This window comes from Pseudomonas danubii (assembly GCF_042980055.1).
Taxonomy (GTDB): Bacteria; Pseudomonadota; Gammaproteobacteria; order Pseudomonadales; family Pseudomonadaceae; genus Aquipseudomonas; species Aquipseudomonas danubii.
The window spans coordinates 6,291,765-6,311,769 of record NZ_CP116502.1; the positions used below are offsets into that span (position 1 = coordinate 6,291,765).

The window sequence follows — 20,005 nt, forward strand, 5'->3', positions numbered from 1 at the left end:
GCGCCCCTTGGTGTCGAACAGCGGGTTGTAGGAAGCCTCGAGGAACACGGTCTGGCCGTACTTGTTTTCCCGCTCGAAACGGTGGGAATGGTATTCACCACGGTTCAACGAGGCCCAGAACTGCTTGTACTCGGCAGACTCGGCTTCAGAGCGATGACAGAACATGCTGTGGTGCTGACCGAGTATTTCATTCAGGGAGTACTGCATGGTCTTGAGGAAGTTGTCGTTGGCGGCAACTATCTTGCCATCCGGGGTGAATTCGATGATTGCCATGGAGCGGCCAATGGCGTTCAACAGACTCTGGTTTTCATGTTCCAGATGGATGCGCTCGGAGATGTCCGAAGCCACCTTGATCACACTCTTGACCTGACGCTCGGCATCGAACACCGGCATGTAGCTGGCTTCGAGCCAGATCTCCTGGCCGCGCTTGTTCAGCCGCAGGAAGGTGCCGCTGACAGGCTCACCCCGGCCCAGATCACGCCACAACTTGGCGTACTCCTCACTGCGGTAGAACGCTTCCTCGCAGAAGATCCGGTGATGCTTGCCGCGTATTTCTTCCGCGGAATAGCCCATGGCCTTGCAAAAGTTTTCGTTGGCGTCGAGCACGATGCCATCGGGAGAGAACTCGATCATCGCCATGGAATGACTGATCGCCGCCAACTTGGCATTGGCCTCGGTCAACGCACAATTAAAGCGCTCGATCTCTAGAAGGTCTGCCTTGTGATGTAGGTTAAACATGGTTGTATCACCTTCAACGCTGTCTTTTGATTGACGGAAGTTTCTAGTCTTTCAACTGATCCACCACAACGTTCCATTAACAGGGCAAGCGCCTCTCTCCATATGAGAAAGGAAGTGTCAGGTGACAAATGATGTTTAATCGGAGAGTCAATGTTGCAACGCTCTTATCAAGCCATCCTTTTCTTGATGACCCGCTGTCGGGTCGGACCTAACAAAGAAAAGAAATTCCATCTAATTAATTACTCCTGATCCTGCGGTGCCTCTAAATGCGCACTCTCGTCTTTATTCATGAAGTCAATTTCGTGCCCGGATGAACATTCCACAAACAGCCGTTATAAGGCTGAAACATCACGAGACAGTGGTTGGAAAAGCGACCGATACGCTTTTTCACAATTAAGCATAGACAGACGCCGACTCTATGCAAGGTCACCAGTCATTCTGTTTTCACAACTTGTAAATGCCTCTCAAGCCTTTGCGAAAAGTCTCAATCAAGGCATAAACATGACTCGCCAGGAACCGCCCGCCGACTAGGCCCGAGCGAGCATCTGCACAAAGGCCTGAACCAGTCCGTTCGACTCCTGCCCCGGCGCCGCCACCAGGGCGAACTGGCGCTCGATCGCGCAACTCAAAGGTAGCACCCGCAATCCCTGGCGCTGTTCAGGCAAGGTGCTCTCGGGCACCAGGGTCACCCCCAAACGTTCACGCACCAGGCTGAATGCGCTCTTCCACTCGCGCACTTCGATCCGCACATCCGCCAACGACACTCCAGCTTCAAGCGCCAGGCTGCGGGCATTCACCGAGCAGCCGCCAGTGGCCAGGATAAAAGGCTGCGCCAGCAAGGCTTCAAGTTCGATGGTCGGGGCCTTCCAGGGGTGATCCTGAGGCAGCACGGCCACCCACGAATCGACACCCAGCAACCACGAACGACGCTCGGGAGGCGGATTCAGTACCACTCCCAGATCCACCAGTTGCGCCTCCAGCAGGGCTTCGACCTCATCGTCGCTGACCTCCAACTGCACCACCTCGATCCCCGGGTACAGTTGCTTGAAACGTCGCAGCACCGGTGGCAGGAAGCTCGCCAGGACCATGGGAAAGCCCGCCAGGCGCAAACTGCCCTGGAGGATGCCCCGGGCCGTGTCCACTTGTCGGCGAACCTGGGCCAGGGCTCCGAGCATCACCCGGGCCTGCTCCAGCACCTGTAGACCGATTGCCGTGGGCAAAGCCTGGCGGCTTTCCCGGATGAACAGTTGCACGCCCAGCATGTCTTCCATCTGGGCCAAGGCCTGACTGGCCCCGGACTGGGTCATGCCCACCTGTTCGGCGGCCCGGGTGATGGTGCCGCACTCGGCGATTGCCACCAGCAAGCGCCAATGCATCAGGTTCATCATGGCAGTAGCTTTCCTTATGGCCATTTTCTGAAAGATTAATTTTACCCATGCCAGTGCTGCCCCGACACTGGCTCGAACATCAACCAGAGACCTGCCGATGAAACTCTACTACGCCCCTCAAGCCTGCTCCCTGGCCTCCCATATCGTGCTGCGGGAACTGCAACTGCCGTTCGACGCCATCCGCGTCGACAATCGCAGCAAGCGCACCGCCGACGGCCAGGATTTCCTCACCCTCAACCCCAAGGGCTACGTGGCCGCCCTGCAGCTGGACAACGGCGAAGTGCTCACCGAAGGCCCGGCGATCCTGCAATACCTGGCAGACCTCAAGCCCGAGGCCGGATTGGCGGCGGCCAATGGCAGCTGGCAACGGGTAAGGCTGCAGGAAACCCTGAACTTCATCACCAGCGAGGTTCACGGGATCATGGGCTGGCTGTTCAACCCAGGGCTCGATGACAGTGTGAAGGAGGTGTTCCGGCAGAAGCTGTTCAAACGCTTTGCCCTGTTAGAGCAGACCCTGGATCGCCAGGATTATCTGCAAGGCGGACAGTTCGGCATCGCCGATGCCTATCTGTTCACCGTGCTGCGCTGGACTGCGCTGTTTGCCATCGATCTGGGAGCCTGGCCGGCACTGGCGAAGTTCCAGGCCCGGGTCGAGCAGCGGCCGGCGGTGCGGGAGGCATTGGCGGTGGAACTGGCGTAGGTTCGAAACAGCAAATGGAGAAGTCGCGCTGAACAGGCAGAACGCGCGCCTGCCATTCTAGGAGGGATAAAACGAAGCCCGCGTTGCGGGCTTCGTCAAATTGATCAATGGCCGAAGATGTTCACTTCGGTTTTCTTGGCCTTTTTCTCGGCGCGCTTCTCGTCTGCGCTCTTTGCCGGTTTCTTCTTGGCATTTTTCTTGGCGTTCATACCTTTGGACATGATCTTTACTCCACTGCTGCGGGATAGGACTCAGGTATAGCACCTATAGCGGCCGGGGGTTCCTTTATAATCCGCCGCTCCCTGTTGCAATCCCGGAAAGCCATGTCCAGCCTCCAGATCTGCCTCCTTGCCGAGGCCGCGCGCCCCTTGCTGAACAAGTTCTATCGCCAGCACCAGTCGCCCATGCGGGCCTCGTCCGCAGGCCAGCTCTGGGTGGCCAGGAACGAGGGGATCGTCGCCGGAATGAGCCTGACCCCGGTGGCCCAGGGACATTGGCTAACGGGTTTGTTCGTCGCCCCCGACCACCGCGGCCAGGGGCTGGCCGGACAGTTGGTGGAGCGGGCGCTGAAGCAGGTCGAAGGGCCAGTCTGGCTGTTCTGTCACCCGGACCTGGAAACTTTGTATCAGTGCATGAGTTTTTCCACCGCGACCCGATTACCCCAGCCGCTGGCCGAAAGGCTGGCTCGCTATCAACGCAGCAAGCCGCTGCTGGCCATGGGGACCGACAGCGTTTGCCTGGGTCCGTAGGCTTGGGTGTTATGCGTCAGCGTTGGGATCGAGGTCGGGAAACAGCACCTCGGTGAAACCGAACTTGCTGAAATCACTGATCCGCGACGGGTACAGCCGCCCGATCAAGTGATCGCACTCATGCTGCACCACCCGGGCATGAAAGCCCGAGGCCACACGCACGATAGGCTCGCCCTTGGGGCTGAAACCTTCATAGCGAATATGCTGGTAGCGCTGCACCGCGCCCCGCAGCCCTGGCACCGAGAGACAACCTTCCCAGCCCTCTTCCAGTTGCGGACTCAAGGGCGTGATCAGGGGATTGATGAGGATGGTCTGAGGCACTGCCTCCGCCTCCGGATAACGTTCGCTGTGCTCGAAGCCGAAGATCACCAGTTGCAGATCGACACCGATCTGCGGTGCTGCCAGGCCAACGCCACCGACACTTTCCATGGTCTGGAACATATCGTCGATCAGTTGCCACAGCTCGGGGCTGTCGAACATCTCGGGCGCCACCGGGGGCGCAATACGCAGCAGGCGTTCATCGCCCATTTTGAGGATTTCACGGATCATGTTCAGGCTTCGTCAGTGGTCGGATGGCGCGAGTGATCCCGGCCCAGTCCCGATACGTGTTGTTTATCGCCGGGCCCGTCAAAGTCCTTTTCGCCAGGTTCCTTGCCTTCGGCCGACATGTGTTCGATCACCGCGTTCATCTCCGCCCCCAGCAACAGCACTGCAGCAGAGATGTAGAAGTACAGCAGCAACACGATGATCGCGCCGATACTGCCATACATGGCGTTGTAGTTAGCGAAGGTTTTCACGTAGTAGGCAAAGCCCAGGGACGCGACAATCCAGACCACCACCGCCAGCACCGAGCCCGGCGTGATGAAGCGAAACTTCTGCTTCACATCGGGCATCACGTAGTACATCAAGGCCACGGCCACCATCATCAGCAGCACGATCACCGGCCAGCGCAGGATGGTCCACAGGGTGACGATGAACTCTTCCAGGCCCACCTGCCCAGCCAGCCAGGTCATCACCTGGGGCCCCAGTACCATCAGGGCTGCCGCGGCCAGGAGCATGCCGGCAATGCCCACGGTATAGAACACCGACAGCGGAAAGCGCTTCCAGATCGGCCGGCCCTCGACCACATCGTAGGCAGCGTTCATTGCGCTCATCATCAGGCGCACGCCCGCCGAGGCGGTCCACAGGGCGATGACGATACCCACGGAGAGCAATCCGCCCTTGGACTGTTGCAATTGATCGATCACCGGATTCACCTGCTCCAGGGCCTGGGGCGGCAGCACCAATTCCGATTGCAGGCGCAGCCAGGTAAAGAAGTCCGGCAGATGCAGGAAACCGATCAGGGCAATGAGAAACAGGATGAAGGGGAACAGCGAGAACAGCATCTGGTAGGCCAGCGCCGAGGCATAGGTGGACATCTCGTCCGCGATGAATTCATTGACCGTGCGGATCAGCACACGGTGCAGGGGCAAACCTTTGAGGTCCGGAAAAATCATAGCGTCTCCTTTCGCCGCAAAAAGGTTGAAGTCGATGGCGACTCAGGGGGCGTTTTCTACAACAAATTAGCCTAGTTGGCGAACCGCAACCATTCGCACGGGCTGATTACGGGTCCTCGACGGTAACGCACACATGAAAACGGCCATCCGAGGATGGCCGCTGCGGTGCATCATCGAAGGCCTCGTACTCAGGCCTTGTCGATGGTCTTTTTCACTGCATCCTTGGTCTTGCCAAGGGCTTGCTGGGCTTCGCCTTTCTTCTCCTGCAACTTGCCCTCTGCCTGCAGTTTGGGGTTGTCGGTGGCCTTGCCGACACCCTGCTTGACGTTGCCGATGGCTTCGTTGGCCAGACCTTTTGCCTTATCTGCTGTGCTGCCCATGGTATTTCTCCGTAGAACATTCATTGATCAAACAAAGAGGATTTGCGTCGTTACCCAAGGTTGACTCGTGGCCGTTGCGCAGAGTTTCAATTATTTTTCGTCAGGCATTTCATCGCAGGCCCGAGGTTGCCCTTTATGTTTGTCGGGCAACCCGGGAGAATGCTCGACCTGTTCAGGCCAAGCACTGAAGATCCAATCCCCGTAGGAATGTTATGAAACTCGATAAAAAGCAGGCCATTGCCCGTAGAAACCAGGAACTGGGCGGTGCGGTGCTGGGCGTCAACAACTGCCATTTCGCGGAACTGAACCGCAATCGCAATATCTGGTGGTTCGATATCCTGGTGACCCGTCTGGCCATTGGTCAGTACGAATGGGTGCACCTGCTGCTGCACACCCCGGACACCAACCAGTTGCTGCACCTGAAAGTGCCGACCGTGTTCCTGCGGGAAAAGATGGAAGGCCTGGTGATCCGCAATGAAGGCAAGCGCAAGGCCGCTCTGAGCCTGGAGTTGAGTGCCGACAAGGACTCCTTCCTCAAGGACGTGCGCCCGGCCGGCACCGGCGTGAACTTTGCCCAGTTCCAGCAGTAAGCCGGCACAAGTTACGACCCCATGAAAAAGCCCCGCACTGGCGGGGCTTTTTTGTGGATGCTGCGGCTTACTTCTTCACGCCGAGCTTCTTCAACTCTTCGTCACGCAGTTCACGGCGCAGGATCTTGCCGACGTTGGTGGTCGGCAGCGCATCGCGGAACTCCACGGCCTTGGGCACCTTGTAGCCGGTGACATTGGCGCGCATGTGTTCCATCACCTGCTCCTTGGTCAGGGTCACGCCTGGCTTGGCGACGATGAAGATCTTGATGATCTCGCCAGACTTCTCGTCCGGTACGCCGATCGCTGCACACTGCAGGACCCCCGGCAGGGAAGCCAGGACGTCTTCCAGTTCGTTGGGGTACACGTTGAAACCCGAGACCAGGATCATGTCCTTCTTGCGGTCGACGATGCGGATATAGCCGTCCGGCTGAATCAGGGCGATGTCACCGGTCTTCAACCAGCCGTCGCTGAGGACTTCGTCAGTAGCGTCCTGACGCTGCCAGTAGCCCTTCATCACCTGCGGGCCCTTCACGCACAGTTCACCCACTTCCCCGAGGGGCAGTTCGTCGCCCGCGTCGTTGATCACCCGACACAAGGTCGAAGGCACTGGAATGCCGATGGTGCCGATCTGGATGTTCTGGATCGGGTTGACCGTGGCCACCGGACTGGTCTCGGTCATGCCGTAGCCTTCACAGATCGAGCAATTGGTGACCGACTTCCAACGCTCGGCGGCCGCCAGTTGCAGGGCCATGCCTCCGGACAGCGTGACTTTGAGCGCGGAAAAATCCAGTTTGCGGAACGCTTCGTTGTTGCACAGGGCAACGAACAGGGTGTTGAGACCGACAAAACCGCTGAACTTCCACTTCGACAGTTCCTTGACCATCGCCGGCAGATCCCGCGGGTTACTGATCAGGATGTTGTGGTTGCCCATGAGCATGATGGCCATGCAATGGAAGGTGAACGCATAGATGTGGTACAGCGGCAGCGGAGTGATGAGGATCTCGCAACCTTCATTGAGGTTGGAGCCCATCAGCGCCTTGCACTGCAGCATGTTGGCCACCAGATTGCGATGGGTCAGCATCGCCCCCTTGGCCACGCCGGTGGTACCGCCGGTGTATTGCAGTACCGCCACGTCGCCGCTGGCAGGGTTGGCTTCCTGTACTGGCTGGCCGTGGCCCTTGCTCAACACCTCATTGAACTTGACGGCCTGGGGCAAGTGATAAGCCGGCACCATCTTCTTCACGTACTTGACCACACTGTTGATCAGCACACGCTTGAAGGTGGGCAAAAGGTCCGCCACTTCGGTGATGATCACGTGCTTGACCGAGGTTTTGGGGACCACGGTCTCTGCCAGGTGGGCCATGTTGGCCAGGCAAACCAGAGCCTTGGCTCCAGAGTCGTTGAACTGGTGCTCCATCTCCCGCGCGGTGTACAGCGGGTTGGTGTTGACCACGATCAGGCCGGCACGAATAGCACCGAACACCGCAATCGGGTATTGCAACAGGTTGGGCAACTGCAGGGCGATTCGATCGCCAGGCTGCAAATCGGTATGCTGCTGCAGGTACGCGGCGAAGGCCCCAGACAGTTCGTACAGTTCACCGTAAGTGATTGTCTTGCCGAGGTTGCTAAAGGCCGGTTTGTTAGCAAAACGTTGGCAGGACTGCTTCAACACCGCCTGAATATTCGGATACTCGTCAGGATTGATATCGGCAGCAATCCCAGCTGGGTACTTATCCTTCCAAAAGTCTTCGATCATGGAAGCCCACTCCTCAGCAACGCGAATTCATCACCGCATTTGATGCGATTATTATTTGTCTGTGTTTTTTATTGGTGTCTATTGTTGGTGAGTCTGGCTTTTACTTAGGCCGAGAAGTCACAAAGCGCGCCGAGAGTAGCAGCTTTGGAAAAGGCCGCCTAGAGCCAAAAAAGGCCTCAATAGTCACATTTATGACTCAAGACATTCTAATAGTCATTTTTAGAGTAAAAATTCTACAACCTTGAATTCCGCTCTGGCACGGGGCTTTGCGCCCCCAGAATGCATCGCGGGCAAGCCCGTTGAGCCAACAGGCTTGCCCGCGATGGAAAAAGCCAGGGATCAGGCGATGTCGCGCAGCTCGCGACGCAGGATCTTGCCCACAGGCGTCATCGGCAGAGACTCACGCAGCACGATGTGCTTGGGCACTTTGTACCCCGTGAAATTCTCCTTGCAGTAGGCCTTGAGCTCTTCAAGACTGACCCCCGCCTCACGAGGCACCACAAACAGCTTCACCGCCTCGCCGGAACGTTCGTCCGGCACCCCGATCACCGCGCAGTTGGCGACCTTGGGGTGAGCCATGACCACATCTTCGATCTCGTTGGGGTAAACGTTGAAACCCGAGACGATGATCATGTCCTTCTTACGATCAACGATGCGCACGAAACCATCGGGATCGATCACTGCAATATCGCCGGACTTGAACCAACCCTCGGCATCCAGCACTTCGGCCGTGGCCTCCGGCTTGTTCCAGTAGCCCTTCATGATCTGTGGTCCCTTGATGCACAGCTCGCCACGCTCGCCCAGCGGCAGCTCGGTGCCCTGGTCATCGATGACCTTCAAGGTGGTGCCCGGCACTGGCAGACCAACCGTACCCAACCGCGAGCGGTCGCCATAAGGGTTGGTGCAGGCCACCGGCGAGGTTTCGGTCAGGCCATAACCTTCGGTGATCCGGCAGCCGGTGAGTTTCTGCCAGCGCTCAGCCGTGGCCTTGACCAAGGCCGTGCCACCGGAGTTGGTCAGCTTGAGGTTGGAAAAATCCAGGTTCTTGAATTCCGGGTGATCCATCAGCGCCACGAACAGGGTGTTGAGCCCCAGCAAGGCGGAAAAACGCCAGTTCTTCAGTTCCTTGATAAAGGCGCCGATATCCCGCGGATTGCTAATCAGCACGTTGTGGTTGCCCGTGACCATCATGCACATGCAGTTCGCGGTGAAGGCATAGATGTGGTACAGCGGCAGCGGCGCGATCATCACTTCCTGCCCTTCACGCCACTGGCTATGACCGTCGGGCCCGTGCTGGCCGAGGCAGGCCCGGGCTTGCTGCATGTTGGCCACCAGGTTGCCGTGGGTCAGCATCGCGCCCTTGGCCAGGCCGGTGGTACCACCGGTGTACTGCAATACGGCAACATCATCGAGCCCCACCTGCAGCGGCTTGATCCCCTGGCCACGCCCCAGGCGCAGGGCACTCTTGAAGGAAATGGCCTGGGGCAGGTGATAGGCCGGGACCATCTTCTTGACCTTGTCCACCACCATGTTGACCAACCAGCCCTTGGCGGTGGGCATCAGGTCGCCCATCTTGGCCTCGATCAGGAACTGGATATCGGTATCCCCCAAAACTTCCTGGACCTTCTGCCCGAAGACATTCAGGTAGACCAGGGCCCGGGCTCCTGAATCCTTGAACTGATGACGCATCTCCCTGGCGGTGTACAGCGGATTGGTGTTGACCACCACCAGACCGGCCCGCAGCGCACCGAAGACCGCGATCGGGTACTGCAGGACGTTGGGCATCTGCACCGCAATACGATCCCCCGAAACCAGATCGGTATGGCTTTGCAGATAACCGGCAAAGGCCGCGCTGTAGCGTTCCAGCTCGGCGTAGGTGAGGGTCACCCCCATATTGCTGAAGGCCGGGCGATCAGCAAATTTCTTGCAGGAACGCTCAAACACCTCGATCACCGACTTGAAGGCCCCCAGGTCAATCTCGTTAGGGACGCCGGCGGGGCGCTTATCATTCCAGAAATCAGGTTGCATTATTCTTGTCCTCTCATTACCTGAACGGTCCGGGCCGCCTCTGTAACGCTATCAGCGGCGGGGCTCCTCGGACGTTAGCAGCTATGGTGAATCAGGCAAATATGCGCAAGTGTGTCATTAATTTTATGAATCTTGCTTCCAACAGGCGTGCGCATCAGACGCACACGCGGCGATACGCTATAAAGTGCAGCGTCTTCGTGCAAAGGAATCGCCATGACCCACGACACGTTCTGGTTGACCACGAGTGATCACCAACGCCTCTTCGTCAACCTGTGGCTGCCCGAGCGCCCGCTCAAGGCACTCATCCTGCTGTCCCACGGCATGGCCGAGCACAGCGGGCGTTATGCTCGCCTGGCCGAGGCCCTGTGCGCCGAGGGTTATGGAATCTATGCCCCGGATCAACGCGGCCACGGTAAAAGCGCGGAACACGGGGTCCTCGGCCACTACGCAGACCAGGGTGGCTGGAACAAGGTCGTCGGCGACCTGGCCAGCCTCAACCAGCACATCGGCCAGCAACACCCCGGCACGCCCATCGTGCTATTGGGCCACAGCATGGGCAGCTACATCGCCCAGGCCTACCTGCAACATCACAGCGCCAGCCTCCACGGGGCGATTCTCAGCGGCTCGAACTTCCAGCCAGTGGCCCTGTACCGCGCCGCCAGCCTGATCGCGCGGTTCGAACGCTGGCGCCAGGGCGGCCAGGGACGCAGCGCACTGATCGAGTGGCTGTCGTTCGGCTCCTTCAACAAGGCCTTCAAGCCCAATCGCACCGCCTTCGACTGGCTCAGCCGCGACCCGGCCGAAGTCGACAAGTACGTGAACGACCCGCTGTGTGGCTATCGCTGCACCAACCAGCTGTGGATCGACCTGCTCGGTGGCCTGCAGCAAATCAGCAAGATTTCCAACCTGGCGCAGATCGATCCCGGCCTGCCATTGTTGGTCATGGGCGGAGAATGTGATCCGGTGAGTGATGGCAAGCGTCTCAAGGATCTGGCCAACGCATTGCGCGAGGCCGGCAGCCAGTGCCTGCAACTCAATATCTACCCGCAGGCACGTCATGAGCTGTTCAACGAAAGCAACCGTGATCAAGTGACCCACGACGTACTGGCCTGGCTGGACCAAGCGCTGCAACACCGCCGGCCTCCACGGTCGGAGTAAGCGACGGCGCGGTCAGTGCGCTCATTTACCTGTCAGAGGATTTCAGCAACATGACCCAGGTTACCAACACCCCTTACGAAGCCCTGGAAGTCGGTCAGACCGCCCAGTACAGCAAGACCGTCGAGGAGCGTGACATCCAGCTGTTCGCCGCCATGTCCGGCGATCACAACCCGGTGCACCTGGATCCCGAGTTCGCCGCCGCCACCATGTTCAAGGAGCGCATTGCCCACGGCATGTTCAGCGGCGCCCTGATCAGCGCCGCCGTGGCCTGCGAACTGCCTGGGCCGGGCACCATCTACATCGGCCAGCAGATGAGCTTCCAGAAGCCGGTGAAGATTGGCGACACCCTGACCGTACGCCTGGAAATCCTCGAAAAACTGCCGAAATTCCGCGTCCGCATCGCCACTCGCGTATTCAACCAGCGCGACGAGCTGGTGGTGGACGGCGAAGCCGAGATTCTCGCCCCACGCAAGCAACAGACCGTGACCCTGCCGACCCTGCCGGCCATCACCATTGGCTAAACCGCGCCCCACGTAGTCCTCCAGGAGCCGGCTTGTCGGCGAAGGCTTTGCTCGTCATGGCTTGCGCCAGCAAGCCGTCTCCTACCGTCCACTGCCCTCCTCGACCTGCACGCTGGCGGTCATGCCGGCGCTCAGGTTGATGCCTTCAGGCACCTTGTCCAGCTTGATCCGCACCGGAATCCGCTGGGCCAGACGAACCCAGTTGAAGGTCGGCTCCACCTCCGCCAGCAATTGCCCGTCAGGGGTGGCATTGCGGTCGGTAATCCCCCGGCTGACGCTTTGCACATGGCCCGGCAGGGCATCGCCGGCACTCATCAGCCAGACCTTAACCCGGTCGCCGACCTGGATTCGCGGCAGCTTGGTTTCCTCGAAATAAGCCTGGACGTAGAACGTCGAATCATCGATCAGCGCCATCACTGGCTGCCCGGCATTGACGTAGTTGCCCTCGGCCAGGCGCAGGTTGGTGATATGCCCGTTACGGGGCGCGCGCACCTGACTGCGGGCCAGGTTGAGCTCCGCGACCTTGGCCTCGGCCTGGGCCTGACGCAGTTCGCCCCGGGCTATGCCGGCATTGATCTGGGCGTTCTCGCGCAGCTCGGCACTGATGGCCTGGGGACCCAGGGCCGCACGGCGACTGGCCTCGTGCTCGCGCAGACTCAATTGCTGCTGACGGGTCTGAACCACGGCCTGGGCCTTTTCCAGGGCCGCCTCGAACCGGTCGCGGTCGATGCTCAGCAACAAGTCTCCGGCCTTCACGGGCTGGTTGTCCGCCACCTTGAGCTCGCGTACCCAGCCGGATACGTCCGGGGCCACGATCACCACGTCGGCGCGAATCCGCGCGTCCCGGGTCCAGGGCGTCAGCATGTAGTACTGCCACAGGTGATAACCGGCGAAGATCGCCACCGCCACCAGGCACAGGGTAAATACGACACGTACGGGTGTACGCATAATCAACTCCTTATAAAGGTCCCAGGACCACAGTGATCACCGTCAATACACAGACGTACAGGGCACAATCGAACAGGGCTTCATGCCAGATCCAGCGCCCCAATCCGGTGACTCGCACCAGCACTCGCAGCACGCCGGTGACCACCAGCGCCAGCACCACGTAAATCAGAAACGGGCTGAGCAGCACCCCGCCCAACGACCACTCACGCAGCCCCATGGCTGTCCTCCTGCTGCCGGCACCAACTGCGCCAGCTGTTTTGCAATTGCAGCACCGCCCCCTTGGCCAGTTTCAGCGCGTCACTGGGTGGCTGCCGGCCCAAAGCGTCAAGCAAGGCCGCACTGGGCGCCACCAGGGCTTCCTGGCGATGACCGGCCGGGCCCTGTTCAAGGATGCGTTGCAACTGCTCGAAATACTCGCGCTGCGCCGCACTCACCGGCACCTGGGCCACCGCCAGGCTCAGGCGCAGGTGCATCAGTTCATCGCCGACGTCCAGGCCCAACAGGCCATCGTCCCAGCGACTGCGGGCCTGCTCCGGCAGCTCCGGATAATGCCGGGCCAGTTGCAGCAGGCGATCGGCCATGCGCCCGCCGAACCAGCTTTCCGCGCCCCGCAGGTTGCGCCGGGTCAAACGCACCAGATCACTCAGGGTCGCCGCCAGCAGGCGCCGGCCATGCCAGGCCGGGTTACGCAGAATCAGCAGATGGAAGGCCAGTACCGCGGCGCCCACCCCCAGCACCATGGCCTGGGCATTATTGAAGAAGCTGGCGACATCGAAACTCATGCGGTTCATCGGCGAAATCAACACGATGAAATGCAGGCAGAACGAAGTGGCAGTGGCGCCTATCTGTGGCTTGGCCATGCCCAGGGCGCCGAAGAACAGCGGCACGCCCATGGCCATGGCCAACATCGCAAAACCGCTCCATTGAGGCAGGAGGATCTGCCCCACCAGGAACGCCGCCGGAATCGCCAGGAAGATTCCGCGCATGAAGCTCATGCCAATCTGCGCGCCGTTCTCACGGCTGGCGAACAGGCTGCAGACCACACACGTCAGGAGCATGGCACCGGAGGCAGCAGGCCAGGCAGTGGCCAGCCAGAAGCTGGCTACCGTGAGGAACGCCAAGGCACTGCGGGCACCGAATACCAGGGCCAGCGACAGATCACGATGGGGAGTCAGGGTTGCCGGTTGCTCCACCGGCGCCCGCCCCTCCTGCACCGCGTCCAGGGCCTGGGTTGCCGCCAGGGCGGTATCCAGCAACAACGCAAAACGCGCCAGGCAAAAGCTCTGCGCCGGACTGATCTGAAGCTCATGGGACGCTTCCTGCAGGCGCGGACGCAGCGCTTGCAAACCAGCCTTGTCGGCCGCCGCCAGGGCTTCCTGAACCCGATCCAACCAGGGCTGCAGTTGCCGGGCTTCGTCGGCGTCCAGTTGTTTCCACTGGCGCCGCACCGAACGGGAGATCCGCAACAGCATCAGCAGCTTCTGGCTCAGGCCACTGATGGCCCGGGCCCGCTGGCGCCCCGATGGACCTTCGAACCAGGCGTGTTCGCGCTGGGAGTCCACGGCGACGATGCGCCCGAGAATTTCCAGCAGGCCCTTGCGCGCCAGGGCATCGCCGGCCAGGGTGGCGCGGGCCGCCTGCATGCCACTGTGCCAGGCGCTGCGGGCCTGATCCGCCAATTGCCGCTCTACCCGCATCGGCCAGATCAGGGCACTGCTGGCGGTGGCGCAAATGATCCCCAGGGAGATTTCCGTGCAACGGGCCACGGCCTGATCGAACACGGTCAACGGGTGACTGATGGCGGGCAAGGCGATGATCGCCACGGTGTAGCCCGCCAGCACGAAGGAATAGGACCAGGCACTGCGCAGCAGCGTGGAACTGGCGGTGCACAACCCCAGCCACAGGGCCAGGGCCAGCAGGAACAACCAGGGCGTCTGGGCGAACAGGCCCATGAACAGCACCGACATCAGCGTACCGACCAAGGTCCCCAGCAGCCGGGCCAGCCCCTTTTGCAGAACCATTCCGGACAACGGCTGAGCGACGATGAACGCGGTCATCAGGGCCCAGGCCGGCTGCTCCAGGCCCCAACGCAACGCCAGCCACAGCGCCAGGCCGCCACCCAGCAGCGTCTTGATCGCGAACTGCACCGCAGGAAGGCTGGGAGCAAGCAAGGCCTGCAAGGTAATGGGCACGAACAAGGACTCTTTGAAGGACTGAATAACCATAGTCGGGATCGCCACGAGTGGGCGCGAGCTAATTATTAGCTAGCTAACTAATTCCCGTCCAGCACTAAATCACAGGCATAAAAAAACGCCAGACTGGCTGGCGTTTTTGACAGGTTTTAACCGTTACGAACGGGCACGGGCCTGGTTGCGCAAGGCTTTGACCTGATCGTGATTGCGTTGCACGCCGTGGTACTGGCGCTCTACCACATCACGAATACCCACCAGGTTGTGCTTGCTGATTTTATCCAGCGCCTCCTTGTAGGACTTCAAGGCATGGTCTTCGCCACGCTCGGCCTCGTTGAGCACCGATTCCTCATCCTTGCCGGTCACCAGTGACTTGAGGTCGACCCAACGACGGTGCAGATCGCCACTGACGCTGGTGGAGGTTTCCGGTTCGCCACCCATGGAGCGCACCACGGACTGCAGTTCGGCGGCGGCAGTAGCGCAATCGGTGGAGCGCTTGATGAACAGCGCCTTGAGTTCTGGGTGCTTGATGTCTTCAGCACAGGTCTTGAACCCTTCCTGACCATCCTTGCTGGTCTCGATCAGGCTGTTGAGCACCGAAATTGCTTCTTTATTCAAGTCAGTCATTTTCTGGTTCCTTGCGGGTTGGGAGAGTTGAGTCAACTGCTGAGTTAACTGCTGAATTAACCGTTGCACCCGCCATGCCAGACTTTGAATTTATATTTTTTTCTTAATTTTCAATAAGTTATCTTTTAACTAAAAATCTGTATCCGCGTTATTTGCATGATCTGTCATTTGGCCTGCATGCAGAATGCCTGTATTTTCCATGGCGTTCGAATCACACGAAAGTTGCGCCATGACCCCCGAGACACTTGAACTGCTGATCACCCGGGAAATGCCCTTCGGCAAGTACAAGGGCCGCATCCTGGCCGACCTGCCCGGCCCCTACCTGAATTGGTTCGCCCGCGAGGGCTTTCCCAAGGGCGAGCTCGGCGGCCTGCTGGCCCTGATGCAGGAGATCGATCACAACGGCCTGTCCGACCTGCTCGACCCGCTGCGCGCCAAACACGGCAAACCCAAGCCCCGTCACTGAAAAAGAGCCCACCATGCCAAGGACTGCAGCACCCCTTGCCCATGACGAAGACCATTGGCGTGCAATCGCCCGGCAGTTCGACATCGATCCTGGGCCGATCAATCTGGAAAACGGCTATTTCGGGCGCATGACGCGCAAGGTGGCCGAGGAGTACCAACACAATATCCAGTGGGTGAACCGCAGTAACTCGGTGCATGTGCGCCAGCGCTTCGAACAGATCGAGGCCCTGCAGATCCGTGGCCAGCTGGCAGCACTGCTGGAGGCCCCGGAGAATGCCGTGGCCCTGACTCGCTGTGCTTCCGACGCCCTGCAATCCTTGATCCGCAACTACAACCGCCTGCAACCCGGCGACCAGGTGCTGCTCAGCGACCTGGAGTACGACACGGTGAAAAGCGCGATGCGCTGGCTGGCCCGTCACCGGGGTGTGGAGGTGATAGAAATCGAGCACCAGCACCCTGCCAGTTTTGACAGCCTGGTCGACACCTATACAAGCGCGTTCGAGCGTTACCCGCGACTCAAGCTGATGCCCCTGACCTATGTCACCCATCGCAGCGGACTGGTCATGCCAGTCCAGGCCATTGCCGCCGCCGCCCGGGAACACCAAGTCGACATCATTCTCGACGGCGCCCATGCCCTGGGCCAGATCGAGTTCGACCTGCCCCAGCTGGGGATCGCCTTCGCTGGTTTCAACCTGCACAAATGGATCGGCGCGCCGCTGAGCCTGGGCTTTATCTATATCCACCCGGAACGCCTGGAGGATATCGACCCGGACATGGGCGAGTTCCACTTCCCGGTCGACGACATCAGGGCCCGAACGCCCTACAGCACACCGAACATCCCGGCGCTGATGACCTTGCCCCTGGTGTTCGAGGAGCATCGAGCCATGGGCGGTTCGGCGGCCAAGGGGGCACGCCTGAACTACCTGCGCGCGACCTGGACCGAAGCCGTGCGCGAGACGCCAGGGATCGAAATCCTGACCCCGAAAGACCCGCGCCTGTGCTGCGCCATCAGCGCCCTGCGCTTTACCCGCCACGCCGACCAGCAAGCCCTGGTGGAGCGCCTGCTGCGCGACTACAACCTGTTCGCCGTAACCCGCACCGGCGCCGGTTTTGGCCCCTGCATCCGCATCACCCCGGGGCTGGTGACGCCTCTGGAGCACATCCAGTGCTTGATCAGGGCCCTTGGCGAATTGGCCAACCAGTGACGCCTCCCTCTCTTCAAGCGAGGGGCGAGGCTTTTTCTCCAGGCAAAAAAAAACGGTGCACCGACCAAGCGCACCGTAAAGCCGTAGAACACACCAACGAATCAGGTAAAAATTTCAGTCCAGCAGAGACAGGGCCTCGGCCGTGCACTCTTGAATCCGCGCCCAGTCGCCGTTCTTGATCCACTCGGGATCGAGCATCCAGCTACCGCCCACGCACATCACATTCTTCAACGCCATGTAGCTCTTGATATTGGCCGGGCCAACGCCGCCAGTCGGGCAGAATTTCACCTCACCGAACGGACCGCCCAGGGCCTTGATCGCCGCCACGCCACCGCTGACTTCAGCCGGGAACAGCTTGAAGCGACGATAACCCAGGGCATAACCCTCCATGATCCCGGAAGCATTGCTGATCCCCGGCAACAGCGGGATCGGACTGGCGACACTGGCCTGCAACAGGTCACGGGTGATACCCGGGGTGACGATGAACTGTGAGCCTGCCGCTTCCGCCGCGGCGAGCATGTGCGGATCAAGCACAGTGCCGGCACCGGTCACCAGTTCCGGGCGCTGCTCGCGCAGGATCTGGATGGCCTTGAGGCCGAACTGCGAACGCAGGGTCACTTCCAGGGCCGTCAGGCCACCTGCCGCCAGGGCGTCTGCCAGTGGCAGCACATCCTGCTCACGGGCGATGGTGATCACCGGCAGAATCCGCGCCTTGGCACAGAGGCTGTCGATCAGGGCAACTTTGTCCGCCATGGAAACGGTCGGGGGTAGGTTTGTCATAGCGGCTGATCCTTGGCTCATGGGCACCAGTAAATCTCTAACGGGGTTTGCAGGAAGGCGCGAATCGGCATTTCGGCAACAGCGTCACCGGCCAGTGCGGCACTCAGGGTGGTCAGCTTGGACTGACCGGAAATCGACAACAGCTGATGGCGGGCCGAGGCCAGCAAGGCCCGGCTCATGCTCAGGCGCTGATGGGGCACAGTCGGCGCCAGCATTGGCCAGCAGCGACGGCTGCCATCGACCCGAAGCGCCTCGGCCAGGTTCGGGCTGTTGGGGAACAGCGAGGCGGTATGACCGTCATCACCCATGCCCAGCACCAGCACATCAATCCCCGGCAGCTCGGCCAGCAGACGATCGGCCTGCTGGGCCGCTTCTTCCAGGTTGGCCGCCGCGCTATAGAGGCTGAGAAAGCTGGCCTTGGCCACCGGCCCCTGGAGCAGATAGCGCTTGAGCAGACCGGCATTGCTGTCGGCATGTTCCACCGGCACCCAACGCTCGTCCGCCAGGGTGATCAGCACCTTGGACCAATCCAGTTCCTGCTTCACCAGGGCCTGGAAAAACGCCACCGGGCTACGGCCACCGGATACCACCAGGGTCGCGTTGCCGCGGGCGGCAATGGCCTCGCGCAGCAGCTCGGCCACTCTCAGCGCCTGGCCTTCAGCCAACAAGGTAGGACTGCGGAATTCGTGGGCTGCTACCCCCGCCGGCAGTTGCAAATCAGATATCGCCATACCAAGACCTCCCGTCCCGCGTGATCAGTGCAATGGAGCTCATCGGCCCCCAGGACCCGGCCGCATACGGCTTGGGCGCATCACCGGATTTTTTCCACCCGGCGATCAACTGGTCACACCACTTCCACGCGGCTTCGATTTCATCTTTGCGGACAAACAGGTTCTGATTGCCGCGCATCACTTCCAGTAACAACCGCTCGTAGGCATCAGGAATCCGTGCACTGCGATAGGTATCGGAAAAATTCAGCTGCAACGGACCGCTGCGCAGCTGCATGCCCTTGTCCAGGCCTTGTTCCTTGGTCATCACCCGCAACGAGATACCTTCATCCGGCTGCAGGCGAATGATCAGCTTGTTGCTGATCTGCAGGCGCTGCTCGGGGGCGAAGATATAGTGCGACGGCTCTTTGAAGTGGATGACGATCTGCGACAGTTTTTGCGGCATGCGCTTGCCGGTACGCAGGTAGAACGGCACCCCGGCCCAACGCCAGTTGCGGATGTCGGCACGCAGGGCAACGAAGGTTTCGGTGTCGCTCTGGGTGTTGGAGTTTTCTTCCTCCAGGTAACCCGGCACCGATTGGCCCTCGCTGTGACCGGCAATGTACTGGCCACGCACCACCTGGGTGGTCAGGCCTTCCGGGCTGATGGGCGCCAGGGCCTTGAGCACCTTGACCTTCTCGTCACGGATGCTGTCGGCAGACAGGTCGGCCGGTGGGTCCATGGCGATCAGGCACAGCAACTGCAGCAAGTGGTTCTGGATCATGTCCCGCAGCTGGCCGGCCTTGTCGAAATAGCCCCAGCGGCCTTCGATGCCAACCTTCTCGGCCACGGTGATTTCCACGTGGGAGATGTAGTTCTGGTTCCACTGGGTTTCGAACAGGCTGTTGGCGAAGCGCAAGGCGATCAGGTTCTGCACCGTCTCCTTGCCCAGGTAGTGGTCGATCCGGTAGATGCGATTTTCCGGGAAGAACTGGGCCACCGCGTCGTTGACCTTGCGCGACGATTCCAGGTCCGAGCCAATGGGTTTTTCCAGGACCACGCGAGTGTGCTGGTTGAGTCCGACCCGAGACAGGTTCTCGCAAATCGCGCCATACACCGCCGCCGGTGTGGCGAAGTAGGCGATCAAGCGTTGTTCGCCGCCGGCGCGCTCAGCCAGGGCCACATAGTCCTCGGCCTTGAGGAAGTCCACATGCAGGTAGCTCAGGCGAGCGAGAAAAGTCTGCAGGACCTCACTGTCGATGTCCTTGTCGCCGACGTACTTGCGCAGCTCGGTTTCGATATTCGCCAGGTGCTCTTGCTCGCTGCCCGGCTCACGAGCCAGGGCCAGAATCCGCGTGTCTTCATGCAACAGACCGGCGGCATCGAGTTGGTACAAGGCAGGAAACAGCTTACGCAGCGCCAGATCGCCCAGCGCGCCGAACAAGGCAAAGGTGCAGGGTTCAACCGTTATCGAAGGCATGATGTTTGTTCTTTTATCAAGTTAAGCTACAAATACCTTTTTTCAAGGCATCACTCAAGGAAAAATGTAGTAATAAACACAACATTTTTACAAAATACAG

20 protein-coding genes and 1 pseudogene are annotated in these 20,005 nt (G+C 60.1%); 7 read left to right on the forward strand and 14 right to left on the reverse strand.

Translation table 11 applies throughout. The features are described 5' to 3' along the window. Nucleotides 1-9: 9 nt before the first annotated feature. Together PFZ56_RS28300 and PFZ56_RS28305 are read right to left on the reverse strand one after the other, a co-directional pair. Nucleotides 10-738 (reverse strand): annotated as a pseudogene (locus PFZ56_RS28300) (PAS domain-containing protein); the annotation flags it as partial. 527 nt (nucleotides 739-1,265) lie between these two features. Then, complete coding sequence (locus PFZ56_RS28305; protein ID WP_170001716.1) at nucleotides 1,266-2,126, reverse strand: LysR family transcriptional regulator; 861 nt, start codon at nucleotides 2,124-2,126, stop codon at nucleotides 1,266-1,268. Nucleotides 2,127-2,223: 97 nt separating this feature from the next. Here PFZ56_RS28305 and gstA point away from each other — a divergent pair, with 97 nt between their 5' ends. Together gstA and PFZ56_RS28315 are read left to right on the forward strand one after the other, a co-directional pair. Then, entirely contained in the window at nucleotides 2,224-2,826 is a 603-nt protein-coding gene (gstA, locus tag PFZ56_RS28310; protein ID WP_170001714.1) for a glutathione transferase GstA, read from the forward strand. A 323-nt stretch (nucleotides 2,827-3,149) separates the two neighbouring features. Beyond that, entirely contained in the window at nucleotides 3,150-3,575 is a 426-nt protein-coding gene (locus PFZ56_RS28315) for a GNAT family N-acetyltransferase (protein WP_170001712.1), read from the forward strand. Nucleotides 3,576-3,584: 9 nt separating this feature from the next. Here the strand turns inward: PFZ56_RS28315 and def are convergent, their stop codons facing one another. The 3 genes from def to PFZ56_RS28330 all read right to left on the reverse strand — a co-directional run bounded on the left by def (nucleotide 3,585) and on the right by PFZ56_RS28330 (nucleotide 5,451). Next, nucleotides 3,585-4,124, reverse strand: coding sequence for a peptide deformylase (gene def, locus PFZ56_RS28320; protein ID WP_102860619.1), 540 nt, complete (start codon nucleotides 4,122-4,124; stop codon nucleotides 3,585-3,587). A gap of 2 nt (nucleotides 4,125-4,126) precedes the next feature. Next, nucleotides 4,127-5,071, reverse strand: coding sequence for a YihY/virulence factor BrkB family protein (locus tag PFZ56_RS28325; RefSeq protein WP_102860618.1), 945 nt, complete (start codon nucleotides 5,069-5,071; stop codon nucleotides 4,127-4,129). A gap of 188 nt (nucleotides 5,072-5,259) precedes the next feature. Beyond that, the gene (locus PFZ56_RS28330; protein WP_110594819.1) at nucleotides 5,260-5,451 is read right to left on the reverse strand and encodes a CsbD family protein; all 192 of its coding nucleotides are present in this window, start codon (nucleotides 5,449-5,451) and stop codon (nucleotides 5,260-5,262) included. Between the two features lie 212 nt (nucleotides 5,452-5,663). On the opposite strand from PFZ56_RS28330, the gene PFZ56_RS28335 reads away from it, so the two are divergent. Then, nucleotides 5,664-6,041, forward strand: a complete 378-nt coding sequence (locus PFZ56_RS28335; protein WP_110594821.1) for a hypothetical protein — start codon at nucleotides 5,664-5,666, stop codon at nucleotides 6,039-6,041. A 67-nt stretch (nucleotides 6,042-6,108) separates the two neighbouring features. On the opposite strand, the gene fadD1 is transcribed toward PFZ56_RS28335, so the two are convergent. Then, the gene (gene fadD1 / locus PFZ56_RS28340) at nucleotides 6,109-7,797 is read right to left on the reverse strand and encodes a long-chain-fatty-acid--CoA ligase FadD1 (RefSeq protein WP_102860615.1); all 1,689 of its coding nucleotides are present in this window, start codon (nucleotides 7,795-7,797) and stop codon (nucleotides 6,109-6,111) included. Nucleotides 7,798-8,136: 339 nt separating this feature from the next. Continuing rightward, complete coding sequence (fadD2, locus tag PFZ56_RS28345) at nucleotides 8,137-9,825, reverse strand: long-chain-fatty-acid--CoA ligase FadD2 (RefSeq protein WP_170001710.1); 1,689 nt, start codon at nucleotides 9,823-9,825, stop codon at nucleotides 8,137-8,139. Nucleotides 9,826-10,038: 213 nt separating this feature from the next. Between fadD2 and PFZ56_RS28350 the strand changes: the two genes are divergently transcribed. Beyond that, the gene (locus tag PFZ56_RS28350; protein WP_110594823.1) at nucleotides 10,039-10,983 is read left to right on the forward strand and encodes an alpha/beta hydrolase; all 945 of its coding nucleotides are present in this window, start codon (nucleotides 10,039-10,041) and stop codon (nucleotides 10,981-10,983) included. Nucleotides 10,984-11,033: 50 nt separating this feature from the next. After that, nucleotides 11,034-11,504, forward strand: a complete 471-nt coding sequence (locus PFZ56_RS28355; RefSeq protein ID WP_011062855.1) for a MaoC family dehydratase — start codon at nucleotides 11,034-11,036, stop codon at nucleotides 11,502-11,504. Nucleotides 11,505-11,585: 81 nt separating this feature from the next. On the opposite strand, the gene PFZ56_RS28360 is transcribed toward PFZ56_RS28355, so the two are convergent. From PFZ56_RS28360 to PFZ56_RS28375, 4 genes are all read right to left on the reverse strand, one after another. Continuing rightward, nucleotides 11,586-12,452, reverse strand: coding sequence for an HlyD family secretion protein (locus PFZ56_RS28360; protein WP_102880649.1), 867 nt, complete (start codon nucleotides 12,450-12,452; stop codon nucleotides 11,586-11,588). Nucleotides 12,453-12,462: 10 nt separating this feature from the next. Beyond that, nucleotides 12,463-12,669 (reverse strand): DUF1656 domain-containing protein, encoded by a 207-nt coding sequence (locus PFZ56_RS28365; RefSeq protein WP_102860611.1) that lies wholly within the window; start codon nucleotides 12,667-12,669, stop codon nucleotides 12,463-12,465. After that, a complete protein-coding gene (locus tag PFZ56_RS28370) occupies nucleotides 12,656-14,644 on the reverse strand; it encodes an FUSC family protein (RefSeq protein ID WP_170001708.1) in 1,989 nt (662 codons plus the stop codon). Before PFZ56_RS28370 ends, PFZ56_RS28365 begins: the two co-directional genes overlap by 14 nt. A gap of 156 nt (nucleotides 14,645-14,800) precedes the next feature. Beyond that, complete coding sequence (locus PFZ56_RS28375) at nucleotides 14,801-15,268, reverse strand: PA2169 family four-helix-bundle protein (RefSeq protein WP_102860610.1); 468 nt, start codon at nucleotides 15,266-15,268, stop codon at nucleotides 14,801-14,803. 229 nt (nucleotides 15,269-15,497) lie between these two features. Here PFZ56_RS28375 and PFZ56_RS28380 point away from each other — a divergent pair, with 229 nt between their 5' ends. Both PFZ56_RS28380 and PFZ56_RS28385 read left to right on the forward strand, forming a co-directional pair. Continuing rightward, nucleotides 15,498-15,734, forward strand: a complete 237-nt coding sequence (locus PFZ56_RS28380; protein ID WP_025126856.1) for a DUF3820 family protein — start codon at nucleotides 15,498-15,500, stop codon at nucleotides 15,732-15,734. Nucleotides 15,735-15,747: 13 nt separating this feature from the next. Next, nucleotides 15,748-16,938, forward strand: a complete 1,191-nt coding sequence (locus tag PFZ56_RS28385) for an aminotransferase class V-fold PLP-dependent enzyme (protein ID WP_170001706.1) — start codon at nucleotides 15,748-15,750, stop codon at nucleotides 16,936-16,938. A gap of 114 nt (nucleotides 16,939-17,052) precedes the next feature. Here PFZ56_RS28385 and PFZ56_RS28390 read toward each other — a convergent pair whose 3' ends face one another. The 3 genes from PFZ56_RS28390 to zwf are packed head-to-tail and all read right to left on the reverse strand — an operon-like array spanning nucleotide 17,053 to nucleotide 19,905. Further along, the gene (locus tag PFZ56_RS28390) at nucleotides 17,053-17,718 is read right to left on the reverse strand and encodes a bifunctional 4-hydroxy-2-oxoglutarate aldolase/2-dehydro-3-deoxy-phosphogluconate aldolase (RefSeq protein ID WP_102880651.1); all 666 of its coding nucleotides are present in this window, start codon (nucleotides 17,716-17,718) and stop codon (nucleotides 17,053-17,055) included. Between the two features lie 17 nt (nucleotides 17,719-17,735). Further along, complete coding sequence (gene pgl, locus PFZ56_RS28395) at nucleotides 17,736-18,449, reverse strand: 6-phosphogluconolactonase (protein ID WP_110651425.1); 714 nt, start codon at nucleotides 18,447-18,449, stop codon at nucleotides 17,736-17,738. Continuing rightward, on the reverse strand, nucleotides 18,436-19,905 hold the full coding sequence (zwf, locus tag PFZ56_RS28400) for a glucose-6-phosphate dehydrogenase (protein WP_102880653.1): 1,470 nt from the start codon (nucleotides 19,903-19,905) through the stop codon (nucleotides 18,436-18,438). Before zwf ends, pgl begins: the two co-directional genes overlap by 14 nt. Between the last annotated feature and the right edge of the window lie 100 nt (nucleotides 19,906-20,005).